This window comes from Streptomyces mutomycini, assembly GCF_001700505.1.
In the GTDB taxonomy this organism is placed as follows: domain Bacteria; phylum Actinomycetota; class Actinomycetes; order Streptomycetales; family Streptomycetaceae; genus Streptomyces; species Streptomyces mutomycini.
In genome coordinates this window covers 1-26,626 of record NZ_MAPV01000150.1, presented here as the reverse complement: position 1 = coordinate 26,626, position 26,626 = coordinate 1, and the positions used below count along the sequence as shown (strand labels likewise).

25 protein-coding genes and 1 pseudogene are annotated in these 26,626 nt (G+C 70.0%); 10 read left to right on the top strand and 16 right to left on the bottom strand.

Translation table 11 applies throughout. The features are described from left to right. Window positions 1-243: 243 nt before the first annotated feature. From BFF76_RS21315 to BFF76_RS21305, 3 genes are read left to right on the top strand one after another with little or no spacing between them, the layout of a single operon-like run. Complete coding sequence (locus BFF76_RS21315) at window positions 244-1,044, top strand: ABC transporter permease (protein ID WP_053929904.1); 801 nt, start codon at window positions 244-246, stop codon at window positions 1,042-1,044. Between the two features lie 28 nt (window positions 1,045-1,072). Next, on the top strand, window positions 1,073-1,909 hold the full coding sequence (locus tag BFF76_RS21310) for an ABC transporter permease (RefSeq protein WP_381822337.1): 837 nt from the start codon (window positions 1,073-1,075) through the stop codon (window positions 1,907-1,909). A gap of 18 nt (window positions 1,910-1,927) precedes the next feature. Next, a complete protein-coding gene (locus BFF76_RS21305; RefSeq protein WP_053929905.1) occupies window positions 1,928-2,896 on the top strand; it encodes an ABC transporter ATP-binding protein in 969 nt (322 codons plus the stop codon). A 198-nt stretch (window positions 2,897-3,094) separates the two neighbouring features. On the opposite strand, the gene BFF76_RS21300 is transcribed toward BFF76_RS21305, so the two are convergent. From BFF76_RS21300 to BFF76_RS21290, 3 genes are all read right to left on the bottom strand, one after another. Then, window positions 3,095-3,556 (bottom strand): hypothetical protein, encoded by a 462-nt coding sequence (locus BFF76_RS21300; protein WP_234351840.1) that lies wholly within the window; start codon window positions 3,554-3,556, stop codon window positions 3,095-3,097. Window positions 3,557-3,637: 81 nt separating this feature from the next. Continuing rightward, window positions 3,638-5,461: an alpha/beta hydrolase gene (locus BFF76_RS21295; protein ID WP_053929890.1), complete on the bottom strand. Its 1,824-nt coding sequence runs from the start codon at window positions 5,459-5,461 to the stop codon at window positions 3,638-3,640. 9 nt (window positions 5,462-5,470) lie between these two features. Beyond that, the gene (locus BFF76_RS21290) at window positions 5,471-5,782 is read right to left on the bottom strand and encodes a hypothetical protein (RefSeq protein WP_338058040.1); all 312 of its coding nucleotides are present in this window, start codon (window positions 5,780-5,782) and stop codon (window positions 5,471-5,473) included. A 302-nt stretch (window positions 5,783-6,084) separates the two neighbouring features. Here BFF76_RS21290 and BFF76_RS21285 point away from each other — a divergent pair, with 302 nt between their 5' ends. After that, complete coding sequence (locus BFF76_RS21285) at window positions 6,085-6,735, top strand: DUF1707 SHOCT-like domain-containing protein (protein WP_199831536.1); 651 nt, start codon at window positions 6,085-6,087, stop codon at window positions 6,733-6,735. A gap of 97 nt (window positions 6,736-6,832) precedes the next feature. Here the strand turns inward: BFF76_RS21285 and BFF76_RS21280 are convergent, their stop codons facing one another. Next, window positions 6,833-8,098, bottom strand: coding sequence for an SGNH/GDSL hydrolase family protein (locus tag BFF76_RS21280; protein ID WP_053929891.1), 1,266 nt, complete (start codon window positions 8,096-8,098; stop codon window positions 6,833-6,835). A gap of 153 nt (window positions 8,099-8,251) precedes the next feature. On the opposite strand from BFF76_RS21280, the gene BFF76_RS21275 reads away from it, so the two are divergent. After that, the gene (locus tag BFF76_RS21275; RefSeq protein WP_063836859.1) at window positions 8,252-9,583 is read left to right on the top strand and encodes a DUF445 domain-containing protein; all 1,332 of its coding nucleotides are present in this window, start codon (window positions 8,252-8,254) and stop codon (window positions 9,581-9,583) included. Between the two features lie 190 nt (window positions 9,584-9,773). Here BFF76_RS21275 and BFF76_RS21270 read toward each other — a convergent pair whose 3' ends face one another. After that, window positions 9,774-10,079: a hypothetical protein gene (locus tag BFF76_RS21270; protein ID WP_065848848.1), complete on the bottom strand. Its 306-nt coding sequence runs from the start codon at window positions 10,077-10,079 to the stop codon at window positions 9,774-9,776. A gap of 124 nt (window positions 10,080-10,203) precedes the next feature. Continuing rightward, the gene (argG, locus tag BFF76_RS21265; RefSeq protein ID WP_031100978.1) at window positions 10,204-11,649 is read right to left on the bottom strand and encodes an argininosuccinate synthase; all 1,446 of its coding nucleotides are present in this window, start codon (window positions 11,647-11,649) and stop codon (window positions 10,204-10,206) included. Between the two features lie 130 nt (window positions 11,650-11,779). Between argG and BFF76_RS21260 the strand changes: the two genes are divergently transcribed. After that, window positions 11,780-12,313 (top strand): hypothetical protein, encoded by a 534-nt coding sequence (locus BFF76_RS21260; RefSeq protein WP_079122447.1) that lies wholly within the window; start codon window positions 11,780-11,782, stop codon window positions 12,311-12,313. A 13-nt stretch (window positions 12,314-12,326) separates the two neighbouring features. Here BFF76_RS21260 and BFF76_RS21255 read toward each other — a convergent pair whose 3' ends face one another. Beyond that, on the bottom strand, window positions 12,327-13,106 hold the full coding sequence (locus BFF76_RS21255) for a DeoR/GlpR family DNA-binding transcription regulator (RefSeq protein WP_065848847.1): 780 nt from the start codon (window positions 13,104-13,106) through the stop codon (window positions 12,327-12,329). Window positions 13,107-13,133: 27 nt separating this feature from the next. Continuing rightward, window positions 13,134-13,976: a class II fructose-bisphosphate aldolase gene (locus tag BFF76_RS21250; protein ID WP_031100982.1), complete on the bottom strand. Its 843-nt coding sequence runs from the start codon at window positions 13,974-13,976 to the stop codon at window positions 13,134-13,136. Window positions 13,977-14,331: 355 nt separating this feature from the next. Here BFF76_RS21250 and BFF76_RS21245 point away from each other — a divergent pair, with 355 nt between their 5' ends. After that, entirely contained in the window at window positions 14,332-14,808 is a 477-nt protein-coding gene (locus BFF76_RS21245) for a GNAT family N-acetyltransferase (RefSeq protein ID WP_031100984.1), read from the top strand. 161 nt (window positions 14,809-14,969) lie between these two features. Further along, window positions 14,970-15,911 (top strand): non-homologous end joining protein Ku, encoded by a 942-nt coding sequence (gene ku / locus BFF76_RS21240; RefSeq protein ID WP_031100987.1) that lies wholly within the window; start codon window positions 14,970-14,972, stop codon window positions 15,909-15,911. A 46-nt stretch (window positions 15,912-15,957) separates the two neighbouring features. Here ku and BFF76_RS21235 read toward each other — a convergent pair whose 3' ends face one another. The 7 genes from BFF76_RS21235 to BFF76_RS21205 all read right to left on the bottom strand — a co-directional run bounded on the left by BFF76_RS21235 (window position 15,958) and on the right by BFF76_RS21205 (window position 23,152). Further along, the gene (locus BFF76_RS21235) at window positions 15,958-16,920 is read right to left on the bottom strand and encodes an ATP-dependent DNA ligase (RefSeq protein ID WP_031100989.1); all 963 of its coding nucleotides are present in this window, start codon (window positions 16,918-16,920) and stop codon (window positions 15,958-15,960) included. A gap of 48 nt (window positions 16,921-16,968) precedes the next feature. Then, window positions 16,969-17,562: a dihydrofolate reductase family protein gene (locus BFF76_RS21230; RefSeq protein WP_031100991.1), complete on the bottom strand. Its 594-nt coding sequence runs from the start codon at window positions 17,560-17,562 to the stop codon at window positions 16,969-16,971. A 161-nt stretch (window positions 17,563-17,723) separates the two neighbouring features. Further along, a complete protein-coding gene (locus BFF76_RS21225; protein ID WP_079122446.1) occupies window positions 17,724-18,350 on the bottom strand; it encodes an ankyrin repeat domain-containing protein in 627 nt (208 codons plus the stop codon). A 93-nt stretch (window positions 18,351-18,443) separates the two neighbouring features. Further along, complete coding sequence (locus BFF76_RS21220; RefSeq protein WP_065848846.1) at window positions 18,444-20,123, bottom strand: cellulase family glycosylhydrolase; 1,680 nt, start codon at window positions 20,121-20,123, stop codon at window positions 18,444-18,446. A gap of 181 nt (window positions 20,124-20,304) precedes the next feature. Then, a complete protein-coding gene (locus BFF76_RS21215) occupies window positions 20,305-20,994 on the bottom strand; it encodes a hypothetical protein (RefSeq protein WP_031100998.1) in 690 nt (229 codons plus the stop codon). 367 nt (window positions 20,995-21,361) lie between these two features. After that, on the bottom strand, window positions 21,362-22,123 hold the full coding sequence (locus tag BFF76_RS21210; protein WP_065848845.1) for a MerR family transcriptional regulator: 762 nt from the start codon (window positions 22,121-22,123) through the stop codon (window positions 21,362-21,364). Window positions 22,124-22,285: 162 nt separating this feature from the next. Then, entirely contained in the window at window positions 22,286-23,152 is an 867-nt protein-coding gene (locus BFF76_RS21205) for an AraC family transcriptional regulator (protein ID WP_031101002.1), read from the bottom strand. A gap of 430 nt (window positions 23,153-23,582) precedes the next feature. On the opposite strand from BFF76_RS21205, the gene BFF76_RS21200 reads away from it, so the two are divergent. Continuing rightward, complete coding sequence (locus BFF76_RS21200) at window positions 23,583-23,906, top strand: hypothetical protein (protein ID WP_031101003.1); 324 nt, start codon at window positions 23,583-23,585, stop codon at window positions 23,904-23,906. Between the two features lie 351 nt (window positions 23,907-24,257). Here the strand turns inward: BFF76_RS21200 and BFF76_RS21195 are convergent. Then, window positions 24,258-25,447, bottom strand: a pseudogene (locus BFF76_RS21195) (IS110 family RNA-guided transposase). A gap of 308 nt (window positions 25,448-25,755) precedes the next feature. On the opposite strand from BFF76_RS21195, the gene BFF76_RS21190 reads away from it, so the two are divergent. Beyond that, entirely contained in the window at window positions 25,756-26,553 is a 798-nt protein-coding gene (locus BFF76_RS21190) for an IS5/IS1182 family transposase (RefSeq protein WP_031101007.1), read from the top strand. Window positions 26,554-26,626 lie beyond the last annotated feature (73 nt).

Sequence of the window (26,626 nt, the reverse complement as noted above, 5' to 3'; positions counted from 1 at the left end):
GGGGTGAGGGCCGCGGCCGAGGGGTCTCGGGGGGCCCAGCCCTCGGAGCCCTGGTGACCAGGGTCTCCGCTGTACTGCGGTGGCTCTTGGCTCATGACGGTGCGGCTCCTCGGCTGCGGATGATTTTCCTATAGTGCACTTTTCGGACGGATATCCCTCGGACCCTCCAGGCAAAAAGGGGTCGCGGCGGCGGAGCGCCGTGGTCTAAGGTCCCTCGCTTTGGCGGAAGTGAGGGGGGACGAGGTGCGGCTCTATGCCGTGGTGGCGGCCGGTGGCTTCCGGCGGTATGCCACCTATCGGGTGGCGACGGTCGCGGGAGTGTTCACCAACACCGTCTTCGGATTCATCATGGCGTACACCTACATCGCCCTGTGGGACGAGCGTCCGCACCTCGGCGGCTACGACATGTCGCAGGCGCTGACCTATGTGTGGCTGGGTCAGGCCCTGCTGATGACCTGCGCGATGATGGGCGGCGGCTTCGAGGACGAGCTGATGGAGCGCATCCGTACGGGCGACATCGCGGTCGACCTGTACAGACCCGCCGATCTGCAGCTGTGGTGGCTGGCGGGGGACCTGGGCCGGGCGGCGTTCCATCTGCTGGGGCGAGGGATCGTGCCGATGGTGCTGGGGGCCCTGGCCTTCGATCTGGCGCTGCCGGGTTCGCCGTGGACCTGGCTCGCCTTCCTGGTGTCGGTGGCGCTGGGGGTGGTGGTGAGCTTCGGGGTGCGCTTCCTGGTGGCGCTGTCGGCCTTCTGGCTGATGGACGGGGCGGGCGCGATGCAGATCGCCTGGCTGGCCGGGCTGTTCTTCTCCGGGATGCTGCTGCCGTTGAACCTGTTCCCCGGGGTGCTGGGCGACGTGGCGCGGGCCCTGCCGTGGTCGTCGCTGCTGCAGGTGCCCGCCGATGTGTTCCTCGGTACGTACGAGGGCTGGGATCTGGCGGGTGCGTACGCCTTCCAGGCCGGCTGGGCGCTGGCGCTGCTGCTCGCGGGGCGGCTCCTGCAGTCGGTGGCGACCAGGAGGGTGGTGGTCCAGGGTGGCTGAGGTCCGGGAGGAGCGCGTCGTCGCGGCGGTGCCGGAGACCCCGTTCGGCGAGCGGTCGCGGCTGGTCGAGGGGGTGCGGGCGTACGGGCTGATCGTGGCCATGTGGCTGCGCTCGACGATGGCCTACCGTGCGTCGTTCGTGATGACGGCCGTCGGGAACTTCGTGGCGACGGGCTTCGACTTCGTCACGATCATGCTGATGTTCGCGCACGTCGACGTGCTGGGCGGCTTCACGCTGCAGGAGGTCGCCCTGCTGTACGGGGCATCGGCGACCGCGTTCGGCCTGTCCGACCTGGTGCTGGGGTCGATGGACCGGCTGGGGCGGCGGGTGCGGGACGGGACGCTGGACACGCTGCTGGTGCGGCCCGTCCCGGTGCTGGCGCAGGTGGCGGCCGACCGGTTCGCACTGCGCCGGCTGGGGCGGATCACGCAGGGGCTGCTGGTGCTGGGCTATGCGCTGCTTGCGCTGGACATCGCGTGGACACCGCTGAAGGTGGTGATGCTGCCGCTGATGGTGCTGAGCGGGGCGGCCATCTTCGGGGCGGTGTTCGTGGTGGGGGCGGCGTTCCAGTTCTACGCCCAGGACGCCTCGGAGGTGCAGAACGCGTTCACCTACGGGGGGACGACGCTGCTGCAGTATCCGCCGTCGGTGTTCGCGAAGGACCTGGTGCGCGGGGTGACGTTCGTGGTGCCGCTGGCGTTCGTGAGCTGGCTGCCGGCCCTGTACGTACTGGGCCGGGACTATCCGCTGGACCTGCCCCGGTGGGTGGCGTTCCTGCCGCCGTTGGTGGCAGTGGGGTGCTGGGTGATCGCCGGGCTGGCGTGGCGCACGGGGCTGCGGGCGTACCGCAGCACGGGAAGCTGAGGAGTGGGCGTGGACGACATGGACTTCATCGAGCTCGACGGCGTCGAGAAGGTCTTCGACGTGCGCCGCAGGACGGGCTTCATGCGCCGGGAGAGGCGTGAGGTGCGGGCGGTGGACGGCATCAGTTTCCGGGTGCCGCGCGGTGAGATGGTCGGCTACATCGGTCCGAACGGGGCCGGCAAGTCGACGACGATCAAGATGCTGACGGGCATCCTCACGCCGAGCGGTGGCCGGCTGCGGGTCGCGGGGATCGATCCCTCCCGGGAGCGTACGAAGCTGGCGCACCGGATCGGTGTGGTGTTCGGGCAGCGTACGACTCTGTGGTGGGACCTGCCGTTGCGTGACTCGTACCGGCTGATGCACCGGATGTACCGGATTCCGGACAGCCGTTTCCGCGAGAATCTGGACCGGTGCGTCGAACTGCTCGATCTGGGGCCACTGCTGGAGGTTCCGGTGCGGCAGCTCTCGCTGGGGCAGCGGATGCGGGGCGATATCGCGGCGGCGCTGCTGCACGATCCGGAGGTGCTGTATCTGGACGAGCCGACGATCGGGCTCGACGTGGTCTCCAAGGCCAAGGTGCGGGGATTCCTAAGGGACCTGAACGCGGAGAGGTCGACGACGGTGCTGCTCACCACCCACGACCTGACGGACATCGAGCAGTTGTGCAAGCGGGTGATGGTCATCGACCACGGCCGTCTGGTGTACGACGGCGCGCTTGCGGGGCTTCACGAGGTGGGCGAGAGCGAGCGGACGCTGGTCGTGGACCTGGAGCGGGAACTGCCGCCGATCGAGCTGGGGTCCGAGCCCTCGGTGCGGGTCGTGAAGGTGGAAGGCCCCCGGCAGTGGCTCGCGTTCCCGGCGGCGGCGTCGGCCGCACCGTTGGTGGCGCGTATCGCGGCGGACTATCCGCTGGTCGACCTTTCGGTGCGGGAGCCGGACATCGAGTCCGTCATCGCGAGGATGTACGTGTCGGATTCTGCTCACTGAGGGCTGTCCCGCAATCCCCGGCGGGCGTACGGCGACAGCTACGGCACCTCGCCACGTTGTCGGAACGCTCGCATGCCTTCCGCATGCGAGCGCCCCTCCGCCTTGCGGGGCGCTGCGTCCGACGCCGCGCGCTGAGCCGACCCACCGGGGGATTAGGGACAACCCCCATCGCTGATGGTCGCTACGCCGTATGGCCCCTCAGAAGCGTTCGACCTCTTCGCCGTCCGGGACCTCGTAGCAGCCGGACACCAGGTCCAGGCTCAGCACCGGCGGGTCGCTCTTCGCCATGTTGGTGACCTTGACGCTGACCTTCTTCTTGTCGTTGTCGGCGGTCAGGGTGATGTTCTTGTTCTTGCTGGTATTCGGTCCGTATTCGACGATCTCCCACCCGTGCTTGGGCAGTTCTCGCTTGAGCCGCTCCATCGCTTCGTCGAGGTCGCTCGCCGAGGCAGGGGTGAAGCTCCACGGATGGAAGATGCGGAAGTATGTCTTTGTGTCCTTGCCTGCGCAGTCCATCACTCCTGGAAGGTTCTCTGACGCCTTTCCCTTCACGCCCAGCAGATCGTAGATCTCGCTGGAGACCCTCTCCATCGTGTCGGCGGCGTCAAGCGAGGTGCTCGTGCCTGCGGACGGGACGCCGTCGCTCTTCTCGTCAGTCATGCCACATCCTGTCAGGACAGTGAGTACAAGGGGTACGGCGAGCACGGAGGCACGCATTCTGGTCTTCACGTCTGAGCTCTCCTACTTCGAACGCAGTACTTCTTCACTCGTCAATGGGTTGGGTGGCGGCTTCAAGGCCACGTCCTCCCCCTTCCCCGCAACCACCAGGGCCTGATTCTTCAGACTGTCCGACCCCTCATCCCAGTAACCGCTGTGGCCTTCGGTGTCCGTGGTCATCTGGTTGGCACCGAACTGCTCATCGCTCGGAATCCTGAAGCCGTCCCCGCCGTGTCCGTAACGGCCAAGATCCGGGACCACGTCCCCTTCGGCTTCCGCGTTCCACACATGCCCCTTGGGGACATCCATCTCCTCGGCACTCGACACCTTGACACCGGGGCTGCCCGCCAAGACGACGTCATCGGCGTTGAGGTCCCCTGTCTGGGCAGCCGCACCGACCAGGGTCGTCCCGTACGAATGGCCGATCACGGTGCGGTGCGGTGCCGTATCGCCGGTGTGTGACGTTTCCAGGCCGTCCAAGAACCGGTTGAGCGCCGGTGCGCCGTCGTAGGCGTAGTGCTCGAAGGGTGCGTCCTTGTATACGGAATCAGGTGCGTCGTATCCGAGCCAGCTGATGGTGGAGACGGACTCACCAACGGCTTTGGCGTCGGCCGAGTTCCACACATTGACCGAGCGGTTGATGTTGCCCTCAAAATTTCCGAGCTCTGCTTCCGTCCCCGGTACGTAGACCGCCTGGTGATCCGCGGTGTCCGGGTTTCCGTTGGCGAGGATCGCGCGGCCGTCGCCCTCGGTGCTGAAGCCCAGCAGATACGCCTCGGGCAGTCTCTTCGTGCCGGTCTGGTCGAAGCGGGTCTGGATCGCGTCCATGCCGTCGATGGATTTGTGGGCGCTCTTACGCGCTTCTTCCCATTTCTTCCACGCCACGCTGTCGACCTTGACGCCCTTCATGATGGTGCCGGTCATGGGGTTGATGTAATCCGTTTGCCGTGGGGGCTCCGGATTCTTCCTGAGCCACGTGTCGTATTCGATCTGAGCGACACCCCGGGCCTCGGCGAGCACCATGCGGTTGGCCTCGTCACGGACCTCCGCGTGCAACCCGTCCAGCGCCCCGACCGCGGCGGGCTCCGTGGCGAGGTAGGCGGACTGCTCCTCGGGGCTGAGCCCCTTCCACCACGATGCGTTGTCCTTCGGACTGCCGTCCTTCGGCGGTTCCGGCAGGGAGTCGAGGTAGTTCTTACCCGCCTCGCGGACCCCGCCCATGTCGGATTGCGCGTCGGCCCAGTCATGCTTGGAGACCGTCAGGTCGTCGTCGGCCTTCAGCGCGCGCAGCTTCGGCGCCCACTTGGTGTCCGCGTCCGTGGCTTCCTTCAAAGCGTCGGCGATCCGGTTCGCGTACCCCAGCGCCTTGCCGTAGTTCGGGTTCGGGTGGATGTTCACGGCCTGGCGCTCAAGGCCGTCGGACGTCGGGCTGCCCCCGGCACTCCCGGTCACCGTGCCGCCATCAGCGATCTTCTCGTCGCCGGGCTTCGCACCTGCTGGATAGGTGACCGAGCCGTCGGGGTTCACCTTGCAGCCGTCGGCGTGAGCGTCCTCGATCGCCGTGTCCAGTTTCCGCTTGGCCGCCGCCATGTCGAAGGCGAAGCCGTTCAGGGCGGTGCTTACCAGACCGCACTCGGTCTGCGCGTAGTGGAAGTTCTTCGACAGCTTCTGCAGCTCCCGCAGGGCGGCCGCAGCCGCCTTCCCCTCGAGCCGGTTGCGCATCCCCGCGCAGATCTGGTTGTCGACCGTGTCCTTGGCCGCACTGGCCATGTCGCCGGTCCCCCTGTAGCCGTCCGCGGCGTCCTCGTACTCCGACGGCTTGAAGGCTTTCAGTGTCGCAAGATTCATGACCGCGGATCACTTCTCCTTCGCCCGGCCGCCGACGGCCTCGGTGTCCTCGTACTTGACCTTGAGCTTGTCCAGCTCCCCCATGACCGACTCGTCGGACATCGACAGATCGTGACCCGACCTCTCCAGAAGTCCGCCCAGCTCGTCACAGCGGCTGCTCACATCGCCGACGTACTTCTTCCATGAGTCGTACAGCTCCTTCTGCGCCGCCGCGCTCTGGCACCCACCCGTGTCACCCAGCCCCGCCTGCCCGTCGCCCAGCTTTGTCAACGCTTTGCTGATGCCGTCCTTCAGGCCCGTCACACCTTCGCCGGCCTTCACCCATGCCTTCTTGTCCGACTTCAGATCCTCCGAAGCCGCACCTGCCGGAGCCCCACCCCCCTGGTCGGCCGGATACTGATTCAATTGCATCTGTGCGGAACCGCGCGCTGCTGCATCAGCCTTGAGGCCCTCCCACTCGTCCCACGCCATCCGTGAAACCTCCCCGTTTTTCCGTATTCCTGGGTGCCCCCAGGGCGAGTTGTCATACTCCCCGGCTCCGGCGCGCGAGACAAACGCTCTTTCCTAGGGCCGTTCCCCGGTTGCTCTATAGGGTGCGCGGTATGACAAGTGAGAGCCCGGACATGCGTGCCTCCGACGCCGAACGTGAACGGGTCGCCGAGACCCTGCGGGAGGCCGTGGCCGAGGGCCGGCTGGAGATGGACGAGTTCGAGCAGCGGCTCGACGCGACGTTCAAGGCGCGTACGCACGGGGAGTTGGTGCCGCTCGTACGCGATCTGCCGGTGCCGGGCGCGGTGACCGCGCGGAAGGGGTCGTCCGCCGGCTGGCCGGCCCGGATCGGCGGCGAGCCCACTTCGTCGGGGGCGTTCGCCTTCTGGGGCGGGTTCAGCCGCAAGGGCCGCTGGACGGTCGGCCGGCAGTTCACCGCGGTCGCGATCTGGGGCGGTGGCGAGATCGACCTGCGTGAGGCGCACTTCGCCGAGCGCGACGTCGTGATCCGTTGCTACACGATCATGGGCGGAATGCAGGTGACGGTGCCGCCGGACCTCAACGTGCAGGTCAGGGGCTTCGGAATCATGGGTGGTTTCGGTGAGCACTCCAAGCTCGACGAGGAGCCGGAGCCCGATCCGGAGAGCCCGCGGGTGAGGGTCACCGGGTTTGCGCTGATGGGCGGGGTCGGTGTGGAGCGCAAGCGGAGCCGGGCGGAGAAGCGGCGGCTGCGGGAGCGGCTGGAGGATCCGGACGCGGGGGACGGGCGCAAGGAGCTCGGCTGAGCCGGCCGGATCACGAGGGCGGCCGCGGGCCTCGCCCCGGCCACCCTTCTTGAGCGCCGCGCACCCTTCTTGAGCGCCGCGCCGTTGCCCGGGCGGGTCAGAAGGCGTCGGCCTTCGGTGTTCCGTCCACCGCGCGGAGCTCGATCGACTGTCCCAGGGCGCGGTAGCCGGCGTCGTTGAAGTGCAGCCGGTCGCCCGAGTCGTACTCGGGCAGGATCCGGTCGGGTGCGTAGGGGTCGCGCACGGCCCGGTCGAAGTCGACGTACGAGTCGAAGATCCGGCCGGAGCGGATCTCCTCGTTGACGGCGAGCCGGACCCTGTTGCTCTCGGGTGTCCAGGTGGTGCTGCCCTGGAAGGGCGTCAGCGTCGCCCCGACGACGCGCAGTCCCCGGGCGTGCGCGCGCTCGGTGAGGGTGCGGAGCCCGGCGATGATGCGCTGGGGGTCGGGCTCCTGGGGGATCTGCTGCACGTCGTTGATGCCGAGCGCGATGATCACGGTCTTCGCTCCGGCGACGGACAGGACGTCGCGCTCGAAGCGGTGGGCGCCGCTCGGGCCGCCCAGATTCCGTACGCCGCCGAGGGTGAGCGGGCTGTCGCGCAGGAGGCGGTTGCCCGCGATGCCCTGGTTGGCGATCCCGTACGCGTGCCGCAGCCGGTCGGAGAGGACGTCCGTCCAGCGGCTGTTGGCGTCGGTGGTGGAGCCGCTGCCGGCGGTGAGGGAGTCCCCGATCACGACGATCGCACCGGGCGAGGTCTCGTTGCGTACGTCGACGGCCGTCAGGTAACGCCACCGGGTGGTGCTCCATGTGCCGGCGTCGTCGGCCAGGAAGGACGTCTGGTGCGTGTTGGGGTGCTGGGTGACGGGCCCGGTGGCGTACGGGGTGCGGAGGGTGACCTCCAGGTCGGCGTCGGGGGCGACGGGCACGACGACTGGGTCGCTGACGATCTGCCGGCCCGCGGCGACGGTGACGGTGGGCCGGCCCCGGAAGGTCACCGGACGGGTGTTGACGGTGGCCTGGTCGATGACGAGCGGGGCGGTGCCGAAGAGGTTGGACAGGGTGATGCGGGCAGCGTCACCACCGACGCTGGTGTGCACGATGTTGCGGATGGTGCTACCGGGGTAGCCCTGTCCGCCGTTCGGCTCCGCGCTGACGGGGGCTGCGGTCCATGTCGCGACCCAGGTACCGGTGGCATTGGCCGGGGCTGCGGGATTGCGGGCCGCCGGGTGGCTCTGGGACCCGCTGAGCGGTGCCTGCCGCTCGGCGGCGGTCATCAGCGATGTGCCGAACGCGACGGCGCCGGCGAGCACGGCTGTGCCTGTCACGAGGGCGATGGGCAGGGCGTATCCCTGGCGCCTGGGCATCTGCGGTGTTTCTCCTTGCGGTGTTCGGCCCGTTGTTCGGGCTGCTCTCATGATGCGTCAGGCCGCGGGGAACTCCACATGCGGCCCGGGAGTAGGTGAGGTAGGGACAATGCGTACGGCACGGCGTGACGCGTGAGCGGACGGGTGGAGCGGATGGAACAGGACGCGGGACAGGAAACGGTATCCGGGGCTCCCGGCGGGCGGCCGAGGCCGGAGCCGGCCGGGTTCGCGTACACCGCCGCCGACGAGGAGAAGCGGCGTGGTGTGCGCCGTATGAAGACCACTGCCACGGGTCTGCTCCTGCTCGTCGCGCTCGTGTACGTCCTCGCCACCTGGGCGGAGAACGCGGGTGTGGGCGGCTGGCCGGGCTACGTCGCAGCGGCCGCCGAGGCGGGAATGGTCGGTGCGCTGGCGGACTGGTTCGCCGTCACGGCGCTCTTCCGGCGCCCGCTCGGCCTGCCCATCCCCCACACCGCCATCATTCCCACCAAGAAGGACCAGTTGGGAGAGTCACTCGGTTCCTTCGTAGGCGAGAATTTTCTCTCGGGGGACGTCGTTCGTGACCGAATTCACGCTCTGGGGGTCGGTTCGCGGCTGGGGACCTGGCTCGCCCGGCCGGAACACGCGGACCGGGTCACCGCCGAGCTGGCGACCGCGCTGCGCGGCGCGCTGACCGTGCTGCGGGACTCCGATGTGCAGGCGGTGGTCGGGGAGGCGATCACCCGGCGGGCGGATGCGGTGGAAGTCGGCCCGGGCATGGGCAAGATGCTGGACAAGATCGTCTCGGACGGCGGCCACCGCCGGGTCGTCGACCTCGTCTGCGTGAAGGCGCACGACTGGCTGGTCCTGCACGGGGACTCCGTGATGGACGCGGTGCAGGGCGGGGCACCGGGCTGGACGCCGCGGTTCGTCGACAAGCGGGTGGGGGAGCGGGTCTACAAGGAGCTGCTGCGCTTCGTCACGGAGATGCGTGACATGCCGGGGCATCCGGCGCGCGGCTCGATCGACACGTTCCTCACTGACTTCGCCGCGGACCTCCAGACGGACACGGACACCCGGGCCCGGGTGGAGCGGCTGAAGTCGGAGATCCTGGGTCGTGGTGAGGTCCAGGACGTCATCGCCTCGGCATGGTCCTCGGTACGCGCGATGATCATCTCGGCGGCCGAGGACGAGCGGAGCGAGCTGCGTATGCGGGCCCGGGCCTCGCTGATGTCCCTGGGCGCCAGGCTGTCCACGGACGAGCGGCTGCAGGGCAAGCTGGAGGGCTGGCTGGAGGACGCGGCGGCCTATGTCGTCACGACGTACAGGGCGGAGATCACTTCGCTGATCAGCGACACGGTCGCGGGCTGGGACGCGGACCAGACGTCGAAGAAGATCGAGGCGCACATCGGCCGTGACCTGCAGTTCATCCGGATCAACGGCACCGTGGTCGGCGCGCTGGCCGGCCTGGCGATCCATTCGGTGTCACACGCGCTGGGAGGCTGACCGGAGGCGTGCCCGTCCTGTCGCACGGGCACGCCCCCGGGTCACGCGGGGAGTTGCTCTTCAGTACGCACCCGGCGGCGCCCGTGTTCAATACCCGGGACCGGACTTTCCCTGGACTTGCCCTGGACTTTCCCGGAAGCTGTGCCGTCCGCCGGGAGGCGCAGAAGCCCGGCGTGCGCCGCGCCGGGGTCTAGCGTGCGCCGCGCCGGGTGACCGCCCATGACGCCGCGGCGATCCCGCCGGCCACGGTGAACACCGCGGGCCACGCGCCGACCTTCTTGGCCAGGGGGTGCGAGCCGGCGAAGGCGGCGACATAGGCGACGGTCAGCCCGGTGGCCGCGAGGGGCCCGGCCTGCCGCTTCCACTCGTACGCCGCCACCGACCCGGCGGCGGCCAGTGCGACGCCGCCGAGCGGGCGCTTTCCTGTCCAGCGGGCGATTCCGTATCCGCCGACGAGACCGCCCGCCGCCACTGCCGCTGCCGGTACCTTCGCCACTGCCGCCACCTTCGCTCTTCCGCGCGTTCATCGGCGTATCCGCCGCTGATCCGAGGATAGGGGCCCGCGCCGGCCGGCCGGTCAGCCGGCCCGCGCGGGCCCCTGTCCTCGGTGCGGGACGCCGTCAGTCGGTGCCGAACTCCATCGCGGCGCGGTCCAGCAGCTCGTCGTCGCCGGAGACCTCGCCGCGCGAGGCGATGGCCTGGGCGCCGCCCTCCGGCATGGCGCCGATCAGGCCGGTCGCCGCCGCCTGCGCGGCGCCGATCGAGGGCTGGGCCGTGCCGACGAGGCCGAGGCCGGCGAACTGCTCCAGCCTGGCGCGCGAGTCGGCGATGTCGAGGTTGCGCATGGTGAGCTGGCCGATGCGGTCCACCGGGCCGAACGCCGAGTCCTCGGTGCGCTCCATCGAGAGCTTGTCCGGGTGGTAGCTGAAGGCGGGGCCGGTGGTGTTCAGGATGGAGTAGTCCTCACCGCGCCGCAGCCGCAGCGTCACCTCGCCGGTGACGGCCGAGCCGACCCAGCGCTGCAGCGACTCGCGGACCATCAGCGCCTGCGGGTCCAGCCAGCGGCCCTCGTACATCAGCCGCCCGAGGCGCCGGCCCTCGTTGTGGTAGTGGGCGAGGGTGTCCTCGTTGTGGATCGCGTTGACGAGGCGCTCGTACGCGGCGTGCAGGAGCGCCAGGCCCGGCGCCTCGTAGATGCCGCGGCTCTTCGCCTCGATGATGCGGTTCTCGATCTGGTCCGACATGCCCAGGCCGTGGCGGCCGCCGATCGCGTTGGCCTCCATCACCAGGTCGACCGCGGTGTCGAACGGCTTGCCGTTGATCGTCACCGGGCGGCCCTGGTCGAAGCCGATCGTGACGTCCTCGGGGGCGATCTCCACCGACGGGTCCCAGAACCGGACGCCCATGATCGGGTCGACGGTCTCCACGCCGGTGTCGAGGTGCTCCAGCGTCTTCGCCTCGTGGGTGGCGCCCCAGATGTTGGCGTCGGTGGAGTACGCCTTCTCCGTGCTGTCGCGGTAGGGCAGCCCGTGGGCCACCAGCCACTCCGACATCTCCTTGCGGCCGCCCAGCTCGGTGACGAAGTCGGCGTCGAGCCAGGGCTTGTAGATGCGCAGGTGGGGGTTGGCGAGGAGGCCGTAGCGGTAGAACCGCTCGATGTCGTTGCCCTTGAACGTCGAGCCGTCGCCCCAGATCTGCACATTGTCCTCGAGCATCGCCCGGACCAGCAGGGTCCCGGTGACGGCGCGGCCGAGCGGCGTGGTGTTGAAGTAGGCACGTCCGCCCGAACGGATGTGGAACGCGCCGCAGGCGAGCGCGGCCAGGCCCTCCTCGACCAGTGCCGCCCGGCAGTCCACGAGGCGCGCGATCTCGGCGCCGTAGGCCTTGGCACGTCCGGGCACCGAGACGATGTCGGGCTCGTCGTACTGGCCGATGTCGGCGGTGTAGGTGCACGGGACGGCACCCTTGTCGCGCATCCAGGCGACCGCGACGGAGGTGTCGAGGCCGCCCGAGAAGGCGATGCCGACGCGCTCGCCGGAGGGCAGGGAGGTGAGAACCTTAGACATAGGAAGAGTATGCACTCGCTCGCATGTATATGCAAATGCCCTCTTGGGGTGCCCCGTGGGCCGCAGGGTCTGGTGGGGGGCCTGCCCACCGGTGGCGATATGGTCTGGGCCTGACGACGAGGGGGGCCTCATGTTGATCCGTACCGGCCTGCGCGCCGCGATACCGGCCGTGGTTCTGGGAGCGTTCCTGGTGGGCTGCAGCGCGGCGACCACCACCGACGGTCCCGGCGGTGACGTCCCGCAGGTGGATCCGTCCGCGGCAGTCGCAGCCGCGGAGGCGGCCGACAAGGCGTCCCTGATGCCCACGCCGCCGCCCACGCCCACGCTCGTCATCCAGGAGGACCCGGACGCGCCGGAACTGGTCCGCGACGCCTTTGCGGGGCTCCAGGCGACGCTGAACGACAACTGCACCCCCGGGGACGGGAACTGCGCCTACTTCCTGGGCCGGGTCAACGACGAACTGAACCGTCTGGACGAGGCGATGAAGGCCGACAAGAAGGGCCCCGCCCACTTCAAGGGGCCCATCGCCTGGATCGGCACACTGCGTACGACGCTGGACGGTGACGTCTCCACACCCAACCTGGAGAAGCACCGCACCGAGCTGATCGGCACCCGGGACCGCATCAACACCTGGATGCAGGACCACCCGGAGGACTACCGCTGACGGGCGGTCCGCTTCACACCCGCAGGACGTCGATACCCAGAGCGGTGAACTCCCCGACGACGTCCTCGGGGGCGTCCTTGCCCGTGACCAGGACCGACACCGCGCCGGTCTCGCAGACCTGGGCGAAGGCCCGGCGGCCGAGCTTGGACGAGTCGGCCACCACGACGACCGTGCCCGCGCACTCGGCGAGGGCGCGGTTCGCGCCGGCCTCGGACTCGTCGTGCGTGGCCGCGCCGAAGCGCGGGTGCACGGCGTCCACACCGAGGATCGTGTAGTCCAGGGCGAGGGTGCGCAGGACGGAGTCGACCAGCGGCCCGACGAGTTCGTACGAGTTCGGCCTGGCCACCCCGCCGGTGACCACGATCTTCACCTGGGGGCGGACCGCCAGCTCGTTCGCGATGTTGATCGCGTTGGTCACCACGGTCAGCGCCACGCCCCCGCCCGGGGGCTCCGGCCGCAGGGCGAGCTCCCTGGCCACCTCGGAGGTCGTCGTGCCGCCGTTGAGGCCGACGGTGGAGCCCGCCGGGATCAGTTCGGCAGCGGCCTTCGCGATGCGCTGCTTCTCGTCGGCACGCCGGGCCGCCTTGTAGCGGAGCGGCAGGTCGTAGGCGACGGCGCTCACCACCGCGCCGCCCCGGGTGCGGGTCAGCAGATTCTGCCGGGCGAGTTCGTCGAGGTCGCGGCGGACGGTGGCGGCGGAACAGCCGAGCCGCTCGGCGGCGTCGAGTACGTCGAGGTGCCCCTGGTCACTGAGTATCTCCAGCAGCCTGGTCCATCGTGTGTGTGCCGCCACCCGGCCCTCCTTGCTCGCGGAGCAACCCTATCGCCCGGCCCCTGCCAGGACGCCCAGCAGGCGCGCGACCTCGGCGGACACCGCGTCGCGGGCCGGTCCGAGGTAGGCGCGGGGGTCGGCGGCCTCGGGGTGGGTGTCCAGGTAGGCGCGGACGGCCCCGGTGAACAGCTTGTTCAGGTGCGTGGAGATGTTGACCTTCGTCATGCCGGCGCCGACCGCCGCCGTGAGACCCGCGTCCCCGACGCCCGAGGAGCCGTGCAGGACCAGCGGGACGCCGACGGCGTCGCGCAGCCGGGAGATGAGCGCGAAGTCGAGGACGGCGTCGCGGGTCAGCATCGCGTGCGAACTGCCGACGGCCACGGCGAGCGCGTCGACCGCCGTGGCCTCGACGAATGCCCGCGCCTCGTCCGGATCGGTGCGCACCCCCGGTGCGTGGGCGCCGTCCTTGCCGCCGATCTCGCCCAGTTCCGCCTCCACCCAGACCCCTTGGCTGTGGCAGTAGGCGGTGATCTCGCGGGTCGCGGCCACGTTGTCGGCATACGGGAGCGCCGACGCGTCGAACATGACGGAGGTGAAGCCGAGCCGGACGGCCTCCCGGACCAGCTCCGCCGACTCCGCGTGATCGAGGTGAACGGCCACCGGCACACGCGCCGCCCGCGCGACGGCGAGCGAGGCGAGCCCGATGGGTTCGAGGCCGCCGTGATAGCGGGCGGTGTTCTCGCTGACCTGCAGGATCACCGGCAGCCCCGCGGCTTCCGCCCCGCTCGCGATGGCCTGCGCGTGTTCGATCTGCACGACGTTGAAGGCCCCGACGCCGGTCGAGTCGGTCCGGGCGCCGTGCGTGATGTCACCGGTGGATATGAGCGGCATGGGCTTCCTTCGCGGGTGCGGGGTGCGTGAACCCCGGGCGAGAAATGCTCGAAGTTGCTCATTTATAGCTTGCTTGAAGCAGATTGGAAAAGAGCGGAGACCTCTGGTCGGGGGCGGGGCGCCTTCCGTGGACCGTCCTCCTGGCTCCGGCGAATCGGCAGGGCGTGGGGGCTGCCTCCGGGTCTGCGTGTCCTGGAGTGCGGGTGGCAGGCCGGCGTCGCGTTCGTATGGCCCTCATCGGCGCCGACGCTCCGACCGGCGGCTTCTTCGGCGCGGCCGGCCCCGCCGCCTGGTGATCTCGAAGCCGGTGACTATTCGATGGCCCGGCGTCCGGGCGTGGCCGTACGGTGCGTCCATGACAGCGCAGCTCCGCCTGGAAAAGGTGACCCCGGACAATGTGCTCGCCGCGTGCCGGCTCAGGGTCGCGCCCGCGCAGGAACGGTTCGTCTCCCCGGTCGCACGGTCACTGGCCGAGGCATACGCCGATCCCGGGACCGCCTGGCCCCGGCTGGTCTACGACGGCGACCGGCTGGTCGCCTTCGTGATGGCGTTCTTCGACGTACGGTTCGACCCGGCGAACCCCGAGGACCGGCTCCGCTCCGGTCTCTGGCGGCTGGCCGTCGCCGAGGACGAGCAGGGCAAGGGGTACGGCCGCTTCGCGGTGGACGCCGTGTGCGAGGAGATCCTGCGGCGCGGGCAGAAGCGGGTGACCGTGACCTGGACGCCGGGGGAGGGCGGCCCCGAGGAGTTCTACCGGCGGCTCGGCTTCCGCAGGACCGGCGAGATGAGCGAGGACGAGGTGGTCGGCGAGATGGACCTGCCGCGCGGGTGACCGGGCCCCGGTGATCCACATGCGGTGCGGGGCCGGGGGCGCGAGGATCGGGGATACGGGCGGTGGCCCGGTCGCGCCAAGGCCCTCTCGGGCCGGTTCTCCCTTCCAGGCGCTCCGGTCCGCCTCCCGGCCAAGCCACCAGGGGGGTCTGGAGGAACCGGATGCCGCGGCCGCTGTGGACAGGAGCGATCAGCTTCGGGCTGGTCACGATCCCGGTCAAGGTGGTGTCCGCCACCGAGAACCACGCGGTCTCCTTCCACCAGTACCACCGGGAGGACATGGGCCGGATCCGCACCCGCAAGGTGTGCGAACTCGACGGCGAGGTCCTCTCGCAGGACGAGATCGGCAAGGGCTACGAGGTCGCCAGGGACCGGACCGTGCCCGTCACGGACGAGGAGCTCGACCGGATGCCGCTGCCGACGGCGAAGGCCATCGAGATCGTCGCGTTCGTCGAGGCCGACAGCATCGACCCGGTACGCATCAGCGACAGCTACTACCTCGCGGTCGACGGCCAGGTCGCGGCGAAGCCGTACACCCTGCTCCGGAAGGCGCTGGAACGCAGCGACAAGGTCGCCGTGGCGAAGTTCGCCTGGCACAACCGTGAGCGGCTCGGTCTGCTGCGGGTGCGGGAGGACGCCATCGTGCTGCACTCGATGCGCTGGCCGGACGAGATCCGCAGCCCCGAGTCCCTCGCCCCCCGGGAGACCGAGCTGGACGAGGACGAGATCGAACGCGCCGTGCAGCTCACCGACAGCATGGCCCTGGACGGCATCTCCGGCTTCCGCGACCGCTATCGGGACGCCCTGGAGGAAATGCTCGCGGCCAAGTCCGAGGGCAAGGCGCTTCCGGCGGTGCCCGGGGGCGAGGAGGAGGAGCCGGGGAAGGTCATGGACCTGATGGCCGCGCTGAACGCTTCGGTGAAGGCGGCCAAGGAGACACGGGGCGAGGACGCGACCGTGCACGAGATGACGCCCGGCAAGCCCCGCGCCCGGAAGAAGTCCGCCCCGGCCGCGAAGAAGGCGGCCCCCAAGACCAGGAAGAAGACGGCGGCCAAGAAACAGGCGTCCGGAAAGACGGCCGCGAAGAAGCGGACCGCCTCCTGACCCGGGCCTTCTGACGTCGGCCTCCTGCCGCCGTTGTTCCGTCACGTCACCCGATGTCGTCCGGAGCGAGGTCGGGCCGCAGCCGGTGCCAGGAGGGGTGCCGCAGCCGCCCCGCCTTCGTCCGGGTCGAGTACCGCACCTCGCCGACCAGTCGCGGCAGCACCCAGCGGGCACCGGCGACCGGTGGCGTCTCGTCGAAGGGGCATGTGCCGATGCCGGCGACGCCGAGCAGCTCGGCGAGCCTGGTGCGCTCGGCATCGCTCCACCCCGTGCCGACGCTGCCCGCATAACGCAGGCCACCGCCCGGTCCCCGCTCGCCCACCAGCAGCGCACCGGGCAGGCCGCCCAGCCGGCCACGTCCGGGCACCCAGCCCCCGACGATCACGTCCGCCGTGTGCGCATGGCGGATCTTGATCCACGTACGGGCGCGGACCCCGGGCTCGTACACCGAGGTCAGCCGCTTGGCGATCAGGCCTTCGAGTCCGGCCTCCCGTGTCATGGCCAGGGCCTCCTCGCCGTGGCCCACGACCACGGCGGGCGTCGACCAGCGCGGCCCGTTCAGCCCGAGCCCCTCCAGCGCCGCCCGCCGCTCCGTGTAGGGAAGCCGTACGAGGCTCCGGTCGCGCAGGAACACGGCGTCGAACAGCACCAGGTGGGCCGGTACCCGCTCCGCCATGCGGGCGGCCTTCGCGGGTGATCCGGAGAGCCCCATCCGCGACTGCAGGCGCTCGAAGTCACTGCGCCCCTGCTCGTCCAGCGCCACGATCTCGCCGTCCAGCACCGCGGGTACGCCGCCGAGGGCGGGCCCGAGCGCCACCAGGTCCGGATAGGCCGGGGTGATGACGGCCCCGGACCTGGCCAGCAGCTCGAGCGAGCCGTCCCCCGGCAGATAGGCCATGGCGCGCTGGCCGTCCTGCTTCACCTCGTACGCCCACTGTTCGTCGGCGGCGGCCGGCGGCAGGTGGCCGGGGGTTGCGAGCATGGGGGCGATCCGGGGCAGAGAGGCCATGACGGCAGCCTCTCAGCAGAGGCGCCACCGGGCCCGCGGACACCACGTCTAAGCCTGGTCGGCCGCACGGTAGGTGCACACGTGGACGCCCGTGCCGCTGATCACAGTCGACACCAGTTCGAGCGGGCGCAGCGCACCGTCGCCGGGGAAGATCGTCTTACCGCCACCGACGATCACCGGCATGATCATCAGCCGCAGTTCGTCGGCCAGGCCCTCGTGCAGCAGGGTCCGGGCGAGCGTGGCGCTCCCCATGACGAGCAGGTCGCCACCCTCCGCCGCGCGCAGCTCCCGGATGCGGTCGACGGCCGTCTCGCCCGGGATGCGGGTGGTGTTGGACCAGGTCAGTTTGTCGTCCCCCAGGGTGCTGGAGACGACGTGTTTCGGGATGGAGTTCATCCGGTCGGCGAAGGGGTCACCCGCCCGCTCGGGCCACGCCCCGGCCATCGTCTGCCACGTACGCCGCCCGAATAGCAGGGCATCGGCGTCCTTCAGGGCCGCGTCGAAGGCGCCGCCCACCACCTCGTCGAAGAAGGGGTGCGACCAGCCGCCCTGCGTGAACCCGCCCTCGGTGTCCTCCTCGGGCCCGCCGGGCCCCTGCACGACGCCGTCCAGGCTCATGAACTCGCTGATGACGATGCGCACGGTTTCGCTCCTCTTCCGTTCACGGGTGTACGGCTAAGAGACTGCCGCATGCCGGAGAAGTAATCGGTGCTTTGCGCGGATGAGTTGGGGCTTCACGTCTGCGGTTCGTGCCCGCTGTTCACATGCCCCCTGCGGGCAGGTCCCGGACGACTTCGTGGAGCTCAGGGTGTCGCCGCTCCCGGGGCACCCGCGGCGAGCAGGGCCTCGATGACGTGCTCGCAGTCCTGCCGGGCGTCCGGGTGGCGCCGGATCCGCTCGTTCGCGAGGTCCAGGGCCTTGGCCGAGGGGTCCGCGCCCCGGCGGAGCAGTTGACGCACCATGTCCACCTGTCCGAACCACACGGCCCACTCCAGGGTGGTGAGATCCCTCAGCCGCTGGGTGATGTCGGCCCCCCGGTCCAGCAACAGGTCGACGATCTCCGGGCAGTTCGGGGCGGGGACGGCGGACGTGGCGGCGAACAGGAGCGGGAACCCGATCCGGCACCGGGTGTCCGGATGTGCGCCGGCGTCGAGCAGGACGCGCGCGATCTCCGTCCTGCTGTGCATCGCCGCCTGAGCCAGGGGTGTCAGCTCCCCGTATTCGCCCGCCTGTTGCTCTGGGTCGGCGCCGGCCTCCAGAAGCAGGCGGACCAGATCGTCGTGGCCGTGGCGCACCGCCAGGTCGAGGGCCGTGCGTCCACCTCCGCAGGTGCCGACCGGAACGCCTTCGCCCAGCAGCCGGGCCACCACGTCCGCGTCGCCCGCCTCGGCCGCCCGGGCCAGCTGTTCCGCCTTGCTGTCGGTCTGCATCCGAGGATCATGACGGACCGCCGGGGGCCGGGGAAGGGGCATCCGCAGGCCGGCGGAGGCAGGTGCTCTGCCGGCCTGCGGAACGGGCCGGGATCAGGCCGTCGTGCAGGTGTTGCCGCTGAGCGTGAAGGCGGTCGGGGCCGTGTTGGCGGAGCCCTTCGTGCCGGTGAAGCCGACCGTGACCGTGCCGTTCGCGGCGATCGTCGCCGTGTATCCGGCGGGGGCCACGCTGACCGTGGCGCCGCTCTGCGTGGCGGTGCCGCCCCACATGTTGGACACCGTCTGGCCGTTGGCGAAGGCGAAGCCGAGGTTCCAGCCGTTGATGGCGGTGGTGCCGGTGTTGCGGATGGTGATCTCGCCCTGGAACCCGCCGGGCCAGTCGCCGACCACCCGGTAGCCGACGGAGCAGCCGACGCCCGGCGTGGGCCCGCTCTCGTCGGTGGTGACGCTCACCGTGGCGGACCGGGCCGAGCGGTTGCCGGCCGCGTCGCGGGCGTAGACGGCGAACGTGTACGCCGTGTCCGCGGTGAGGCCGCTCAGGGTGACGCTGCTGGTGGTGGAGGAGGCGACGGTGGTCTCGGTGCCGCCGCTGACACGGACGACGTCGTAACCGGTGATGGCAACGTTGTCTGCTGCCGCGGGCCACGTGAGGGTCGCGGAGGTGGCCGTCACCGCGGATGCGGCCGGGGTGCCGGGGGCGGTGGGTGCCTCCGTGTCGTCCGGATTCCCGCCGCCGCCGAAGACGGTGGCCTCCCGGGAGGTCTGGGCGATTCCGTTCGCTCCGTGGAAGATGCGCTCGCCCCAGGAGCTCAGCCGGCTCGGGTCGAAGTCGATGGCGAGGTCGAGGATCGGGTCGGTGTTGCCGCTCCAGGACCAGGCCAGGTAGCCGAGGTCAAGCTGCTCGGCCGTGGCCATCATGGTGTCCTCGTCCGGGTCGCCCCACTGGTCGGCGGGGCCGCCGAACTCACCGATGAGGAGGGGCAGTCCGGCGTCGACGAAGGCGTTCAGGTAGTCGGTGACGGCCTGGGCGGTGTTGTAGACGCTGTACATGTGGATCGAGAAGATCAGGTTGCCCGTGGTGTCGGCGTCGTACACGGCCTGGGCGTTGGCGCGCATGACGCCCTGCCAGTCCTGACCCCAGTTGGGCGCGTCCACCATGATCGTGTGGGCGAATCCCGCGCCGCGCAGCTTCTGCACGGCGGCTGTCGTCGGCGCGGTCCAGCCGGCGGGGTCGGTGTTGCCCCAGGGCTCGTTGCCGATGTTGACGATGACGTAGTCCTCCTGGCCCGCGAGTACGTCCTTGAGGCTGATCCAGTAGTCGGCCGCGTGGTCGAGTGTGCCCGCCGCCGCGTCCTCGCCGTAGCCGGTGGTGTCGTGCACCTCCAGTACGCAGATCAGCCGGTTGGTCCGGCAGTCGGCGATGATGCCCGCGACTTCCTCGGGCCCGTTCCTCGTCCAGCGGTGGCCGTCGGAGAGGACGACGCGCACGGTGTTCGCGCCGAAGGCCTTGATGTCGGCCAGCGACTGGGTCTCGCCCGGGTACCAGGTGTGCGCGTGGTTGACGCCGCGCATGACGAAGTCGTTGCCGTTGGCCTCCAGCAGGCGGCCGTCGCTGATGTGCAGGCCGGTGGCGGCGGCCTCCGCCTGCGCGGGCCGGGCCTGCGCCGCTGCTGGGCCGAGGGCGCCCAGCAGGACGATGCCGAGAAGGGTGGCCAGACCCTTCAACAGGGCGCGCAAGGGGCTCTTTCGTGCCGTACTCGTTGCTGATCTCACTGCGACTCCAGAAAGTGGGCGCCGGGGATGCGTACGCGTGGGCAGAGATGTGGGAGCGCTCCCATAAAGCCATCTCGCCAGGGGCACGTCAAGGCATCGGGCACACTTCGGCGGGCCGGCCGCGTCTCGTGTGGCCCTTGCCGCGGGGCCCACCCGTGGGTGCGGGCCCCGCCTCGCTCGGTCAGGCCTTGCTGGTGCAGATCGCGTCGTACGGACGCCCGGGGCTCGGGAAGAGCTCGATGGGGTTGTCCGCGTCCGCCGGGCACTCCTCGGCGGTCTTGGTCAGGGCGAGGACCTTGTTCCCGCCGCTCGCGCAGGCCACTTCCTTCGCCTGGTCGTCCACGCAGTCGCCCACCACGAGCTGGCCGCCGCCCGCGCCCGCGTCCCCGGGGTGCTCGCCCGAGAGGTTGCGGCCGCATACCGTCTTGCTGGGGATGCCGCTGCTGGCCGCGTTCCCGCCGAACGACACCTTCACCGAGATGATCTCGTCGGTTCCGGCCGGGCACTCGACGGCCCCCGCGAAGATCTCGCCGTCCTTGACCGCGAGTGCCTTGATCGTCGCCTTCGGGTCGTCGCAGTCGAAGGCCCGGTAGCCGTCCTTCGACTCGCTCGTGTCCGGCCCGGCGCAGTCGCCAACCTCCCAGTCCTTCGCCTCCTGGCTGCCACCGCCGTCCGACGACCCGCCGCGGCTCTTCGACGAGGTGCTGCCGTCGGAGAACGGGCCGCAGGCCGTGGTGGCCCCGAGTACGAGTGTGAGCAGCAGGACGCCCTTCGCGCAGTCCTGGAGCACCGTGCGAGTGCTGCGCGCCGACGGGGAACCGGTGCTTCTCGGGTGGCTGTTCCGGGGGCGCGTACTGCCGTGCACGGTCATGCTGCTCCTTGGATACCTGACGTGTCCCGCAGGGCACCCACTGTGACCCGTGCGGTAGTTCGGGCGTGAGGACGGCCGAAACGGGCGACGCGGTTCCCGGAGTCTGTGGATCGTCTGTGAACGGCGCGGAGCGGGGACCGGCCCGGGGCCGGGGCAGGGTGTGGCCGGTTCTGTCCACCGGCGCCGTCAGCGACTGCTCGGCTCGCCGACAGGCACCTGCCCGGTGCTGGGCCGAAGGTGTCGAGAACGGGCAGCACCTCGCCCGGTCTCCGGTGGGCCGGGCGAGGTGAGCCCGTCGGGGCGTCTGGGCGGGGCCGCTTGCACGGGCCGGTTGCGGCCGGTTCCCGTGGAGCGGCCCCGTACCGGGTCAGCCCAGCCGGGTGACGGCGTACGCCTCGATGGCGTCCCGCTGGTAGGCGGCCAGGCCCGGTGCGATCGCCTCGTACGCGGCGCGCCAGACGTCGTTGTCGACGCAGGAGCGGCCGATGGCGCGGTACTCCCCGGCGGAGACGGCCCGCAGCCGGATGAGGGCCTGGTACTGGGCGTCGGTCTCCGCCTGCACGGGCTCGGCGTCGGCGGGGTGACCGGCGGCCATCAGTTCGGCCAGCCGGATCATCTGCGCCGTGCGCTCACGCTGCCCCGCCTCGACGTCCTGCGGGGTCATCCCGGCGACCCTGCGGGCGACCTCCTCGGCGTGCTCGGGGAAGTCCTGCAGGCTCTCCTCGTACTGGGAGGGCCGGATGCCCTCGAACAGATTCTGCGGCCGGTTGACGGAAGTCATGGGTGTGCCGTCCTTCCTGGACTGCTCCAGTTCGGCGATCGTGCGGGAGACGGTGCCGGCCAGGGCATCGAGCCGGTCCCGCTCGGCGAGCAGTTGCCGGTGGTGACCGCGCAGGGCGTCCGCCTCGTCGACCTGCTCGGCCAGGACCCGGCCGACCTCGGGAAGTCCCACGCCCAGTGCCCGCAGTACGAGGATCCGCTGCAGCTGCAGCAACTGGTGCTCTCCGTAGTAGCGGTGGCCGTTGGTGCCGATCCGGGCGGGCGGCAGCAGACCGATCTCGTCGTAGTGCCGCAGGGTCCGGGCCGTCACGCCTGACATCCGGGCGACCTCCGCGATAGGCCAGTCCATCGCCGTCTCCCTCACGAAAGCGTCAACGGGCCGGCGTCTCCGGCCCTGGTCACGACGGTAGAAGCTGCCGCAGCGACAACTTCAACCCTGCGAGCCGGCTCTCACCGGAGACGGCGGCCCGGTCCTCCCGAACCGCCGTCGGAGCACTCCTCTCCGCACCCCTCAGACGGTGGACCGCTCCACCGGGATCCACAGCTCCGCGTCCGCCCGCGCCCCGTCCTCGGACAGCCGGACGCTCAGGATCTCCGGCCCCGGCCTGCTCGCGTACGGGTTCGACGGGAACCACTGCGTGAACACGTCCCGCCACAGGTACTGCAGTGCCTGCGGGAAGGGCCCCGAGTTCTCGAAGACGGCCCACGTGCCCGGAGCGACGTCCAGTGCGTCCAGGTCGTCGGGCACGTCGGCGCCCGTCACCACCCCGTGGTAGTAGTCGAGTTCGGTCCCTTCCGCCCGGCTCGGGTCGAGCTGGTCGCTGACCCCGACGATCCCTGCCGGCTCCTGGTCGGCGAGTGCGGCGATGCGTCGCATGGTGTCGGGTGCGATGCCGCGGATGAAGTCGGCGATCGCCGGATTCGCCCCCTCGTGGACGAGCGGAACGCGGGCCTTCCTGCCGGCCACACGGAAGGCGTCCTTGTCCACGGTCCTGTATCGCATGCTGCTGCTCCCTTCGACGATGAGGCGGAAGGACATCCGGGGCTGGGAGTGCAGCGCGGCGCCGGTGCGTCGGGCCTCGCCCGGGCCCACACCGTGCACGGCGCGGAACGCCCGGGCGAAGGCCTCGCCCGAGCCGTAGCCGTAGCGCGTCGCGATGTCCAGCAGCGTCCGCTCACCGGCGAGCACCTCGGCGCCCGCCACGGTCAGCCGACGGCGCCGGATGTACTCCGACAGCGGGAGGCCCGCCAGCGCGGAGAACATCCGCCGGAAGTGGTACTCCGACGTCACCGCGGTGCGCGCGAGACCGGCCACGTCGAGCGGCTGGTCGAGGTGGGACTCGATGTGCTCCATGGCCTGGTTCAGCCGTTCCAGCATTCCGGACTCCTTCCCTTGTCCTTCCTCACGTTAGGAAGGACCCACCCTGCCGGACCCGACATCCTGTGCCCGATTCGGTGGGGTGGGCGGAAGGCCCGCGGCCCGTCCTCGCGTAGCTGCGGAGGCGTGAACGTCGAGCGCATGCTCGATGCGCTCGGCCCGCAGAGAGATGTCACCGGGCAGAAGAGCAACGTGAGACCCCTCAAGTGACCGGTGGCCGGGGCCAGGACGGCAAGGGTGGCGGTACCGGCGATGGCGGACGCGACGAAGCGAATGCAGCAGCGTCATTCCCAGCACGGGCCATGCCTCCGGCCTGCGACGGTGCAGCCGCGTGGTGTCCATCTCGCTGCGTAGACTTTTGGTTCGTATGCCCGTCTGTGATGTCTACGCGCACACTGACGGTTTCCTGTTCGACCCGAAGGACTGAGCCGTGCCCGACCGACCTGAGATCGTCTGCATCTGCGGCTCTACCCGGTTCGTGGACGAGATGAGCGCGGCGAACCGTGAGCTGACCTTCGCAGGTGTCATCGTCGTCGCGCCAGGCGTCTTCCTGCGCGCCGAGGATCACGAAGCAGACAAGTTGATCACCAACGAGCAGAAAACCGCGCTGGACGCCCTCCACCTGCGCAAGATCGACCTGGCTGACCGGGTTCTGGTCGTCAACCCAGGCGGGTATATCGGCGAGTCCACGAGCAGGGAGATCGCATACGCCCACGCCACGGGCAAGCCGATCTCGTTCACCGATCCCTTCTGACCAGTAGACGCTTCGTGGCGCGCGCGGCAACGAGTCTGGTCATCCTCGGAGCGTGTTGCTGGAGGGTCTTCGAAGCCGTCGGGCTGCAGCCCTGTGCTTGAGTCGCGTGACGTGACGACGCACGGCCGTCGAGGCGGCGGCGTGGCGGTTCCGCACCGCTAGCTTGAGATTTAACCTCGCGCCACGCGGCATGGGTTGTGACCCCGCGCTTGGGCTGAGCGCGCGGACTGGTTCGACGTCTGGCGCGGTCATGGAACTTCAGTGGCGAGGAGGTCCGCCTACCGGTGTTCCATATCTCTCGGATGCCATCACACGCAGGGGGTCCTTCTCAGTGATTCCTAATGCGGTCTGTCAAGCCGCGAGAGGTGTGGGCGGCAGGGGTTCGTAGGCACGTCCGTCGCGGAGGAGGGCCCAGAGGACGTTGACTCGGCGGCGGGCGAGTGCGAGGACGGCCTGGATGTGGCGTTTGCCTTCGGCGCGCTTGCGTTCGTAAAACCGGCGAGAGTCGTCGCAGTGGCGGATGCTGAACAACGCGGAGATGTAGAAGACGCGTTGGAGTCTGCGGTTGTAGCGGCGTGGCCGGCGAAGGTTGCCGCTGATCTTGCCGGAGTCGCGGGGGACGGGGGCGACACCGCCGAAGCCGGCGAGTCGGTCTGCGGTGCCGAAGGCGGTCATGTCTCCGCCGGTGGCGGCCAGGAACTCGGCGCCGAGGATGATGTCCATGCCCGGCATGCTGGTGATCACTGCGAAGTCGCGGTGGTCGCGAAACCGGGCCTCGATCGCCTTGTCGACTTCGGTGACCTGCTGGCTGAGCGCCAAAACCTCCGCTGCAAGGGTGTGCACCATCTGGGCGGTGAGCTTCTCCCCGGGCAGGCTGGTGTGCTGGCGTGCGGCAGCGTCCAGAGCTGTCTCGGCGAGCCGGTCGGCTCGCAGGACCTTGCGGTTGCGCAGCCAGGTCTCGAGCCGTTTCTTACCCACCCGGCGCAGGGCGGCCGGGGTCTGGTAGCCGGTCAGCAGCACGAGCGGACCAGTGTTGGTGAGGTCCAGGGCCCGCTCCAGACCGGGGAAGATGCCGCTCAGTTGGGCGCGGAGACGGTTGATGGTGCGAGTGCGGTCGGCGACCAGGTCCGCGCGACGCCCTGTGAGGATCTTGAGGTCCGTGACGGTGTCGTCGCCGACCCGTAAGGGGTGCAGGTCGCGGCGGATGCGGACCTGGTCGGCGATGACGGCGGCGTCCCTGGCGTCGGTCTTGCCCTCACCGCGGTAGCTCTCGGAGGCGCGGTGGATGGCCCGGCCGGAGATGTAGTGCACCGGCTGGGCGTGGTTGACGAGGACGGCGATGGCCAGCGCGGCGCCGCCGTCGGCCAGGTCGATCCCCCAGGCCACCGTCTCGCCCAGGGCCAGGACGTCGGTGAGGAGCTCGAGGAGATCGGGCTCGTCGTTGGCGACGCGCCGGGACAGCACCGGCGGCCGTCCTCGTTGATCGCGACGCAGTGATGATGGGTTTTCCCTGCGTCGATGCCGGCCCAGATCATGGTCATGTGATGCCTCCGTGCGGTGTGGTGCCGGTGCCTGCCACGGACGACCTCGCTGTCGATTCCCTACTCAGCGATCATTCGCAATTCCTAATTGGCAGCCGAGTCGTCGTGGGGCGCCGGGCGGCCAATCACTGAGAGCCACAAGCGGCAGAGCCTTTTGAACCACACCCGGCACCCCTGGGCGGGTCAACCATACGAAGGGCTCACCACATCCCGCAGGAAAGCGTAGGGAGCCTTTTTCATCCTGTGCTGGAGGGTGAAACGGGCTGGTCACTGGGGGTGGCAACGAGGCAGGGCCCCTGGTCGTCGGCGTGGTGATTCCACTCATCACACCGGCGACCGAAGGGGCCCTGTCGGTTCCGTATCGAGCCCCGCTCGACGTCCCGTACAAGCTGTTCGAGCAGGTCGCCTGGCTGCTGCACGAGCATCGCCAGGCTCGCCACACATGCCGGCGCAAGCTCGGCTGCTTCAAGCAGGCGCTGCTGACCCTCGTCCATCTCCGAAAGAACGAGACGTTCTCGCACCTCGGAGCCGGTTTCGGGATATCCCAGGCCACCGCCTGGCGGTACGTCGACGAGACCCTGGACGTGCTGGCCGACTGGGCGCCCGGCCTTCATGCAGCGTTCACCGGGCTCGGTGCAGGCGACCACGTCCTCGTTGACGGCACCCTGACTCCCATCGACCGCATCGCCGCGGATGAGCCGTACTACTCGATAAAGCACCGCAAGCACGGCATGAACGTGCAGGTCATCGCCCGTCCCGACGGCACACCGTTGTGGTTCTCCCGCGCGACACCCGGCCGCACCCACGGCCTGACCGCGGCCCGGGCCCACGGCATCGTCCAGGCCTGCCTGACCCGGCAGATCCTCGTCCTCGCCGATCGCGCCTACCAGGGCGCCGGCGCCACCTTCCGCACCCCCTACTACCACCACCGCGAACAGCCCGAGCACTACCAGCAGTTCAACCGCGACCACACCCGACTCCGAGCTCCGGGCGAGCGTGCCTTCGCCCAGTTGAAGTCATGGCGACTGCCCCGGCGAGCCAGATGCTCCACCCGCCGCATCAGCACGATCGTCCACACCTTGCTGACCTGCAGCTGTTCAGGATGAAAACGGCTCAGTCAGTCGCCGCCGCCCGAACCACATCCGCCGCCGCCCCCGTCGTCGCCCCACCAACCACCAC

Bases quoted from the DNA above. Each gene is read 5' to 3' on its own strand.
- BFF76_RS21305 (WP_053929905.1), top strand. From the start codon at position 1,928: ATGGACTTCATCGAGCTCGACGGCGTCGAGAAGGTCTTCGACGTGCGC.
- BFF76_RS21300 (WP_234351840.1), bottom strand. From the start codon at position 3,556: ATGACTGACGAGAAGAGCGACGGCGTCCCGTCCGCAGGCACGAGCACC.
- BFF76_RS21295 (WP_053929890.1), bottom strand. From the start codon at position 5,461: ATGAATCTTGCGACACTGAAAGCCTTCAAGCCGTCGGAGTACGAGGAC.
- BFF76_RS21285 (WP_199831536.1), top strand. From the start codon at position 6,085: ATGCGTGCCTCCGACGCCGAACGTGAACGGGTCGCCGAGACCCTGCGG.
- BFF76_RS21280 (WP_053929891.1), bottom strand. From the start codon at position 8,098: ATGCCCAGGCGCCAGGGATACGCCCTGCCCATCGCCCTCGTGACAGGC.
- BFF76_RS21275 (WP_063836859.1), top strand. From the start codon at position 8,252: ATGGAACAGGACGCGGGACAGGAAACGGTATCCGGGGCTCCCGGCGGG.
- argG (WP_031100978.1), bottom strand. From the start codon at position 11,649: ATGTCTAAGGTTCTCACCTCCCTGCCCTCCGGCGAGCGCGTCGGCATC.
- BFF76_RS21260 (WP_079122447.1), top strand. From the start codon at position 11,780: ATGTTGATCCGTACCGGCCTGCGCGCCGCGATACCGGCCGTGGTTCTG.
- BFF76_RS21250 (WP_031100982.1), bottom strand. From the start codon at position 13,976: ATGCCGCTCATATCCACCGGTGACATCACGCACGGCGCCCGGACCGAC.
- BFF76_RS21245 (WP_031100984.1), top strand. From the start codon at position 14,332: ATGACAGCGCAGCTCCGCCTGGAAAAGGTGACCCCGGACAATGTGCTC.
- ku (WP_031100987.1), top strand. From the start codon at position 14,970: ATGCCGCGGCCGCTGTGGACAGGAGCGATCAGCTTCGGGCTGGTCACG.
- BFF76_RS21235 (WP_031100989.1), bottom strand. From the start codon at position 16,920: ATGGCCTCTCTGCCCCGGATCGCCCCCATGCTCGCAACCCCCGGCCAC.
- BFF76_RS21225 (WP_079122446.1), bottom strand. From the start codon at position 18,350: ATGCAGACCGACAGCAAGGCGGAACAGCTGGCCCGGGCGGCCGAGGCG.
- BFF76_RS21215 (WP_031100998.1), bottom strand. From the start codon at position 20,994: ATGACCGTGCACGGCAGTACGCGCCCCCGGAACAGCCACCCGAGAAGC.
- BFF76_RS21210 (WP_065848845.1), bottom strand. From the start codon at position 22,123: ATGGACTGGCCTATCGCGGAGGTCGCCCGGATGTCAGGCGTGACGGCC.
- BFF76_RS21205 (WP_031101002.1), bottom strand. From the start codon at position 23,152: ATGCTGGAACGGCTGAACCAGGCCATGGAGCACATCGAGTCCCACCTC.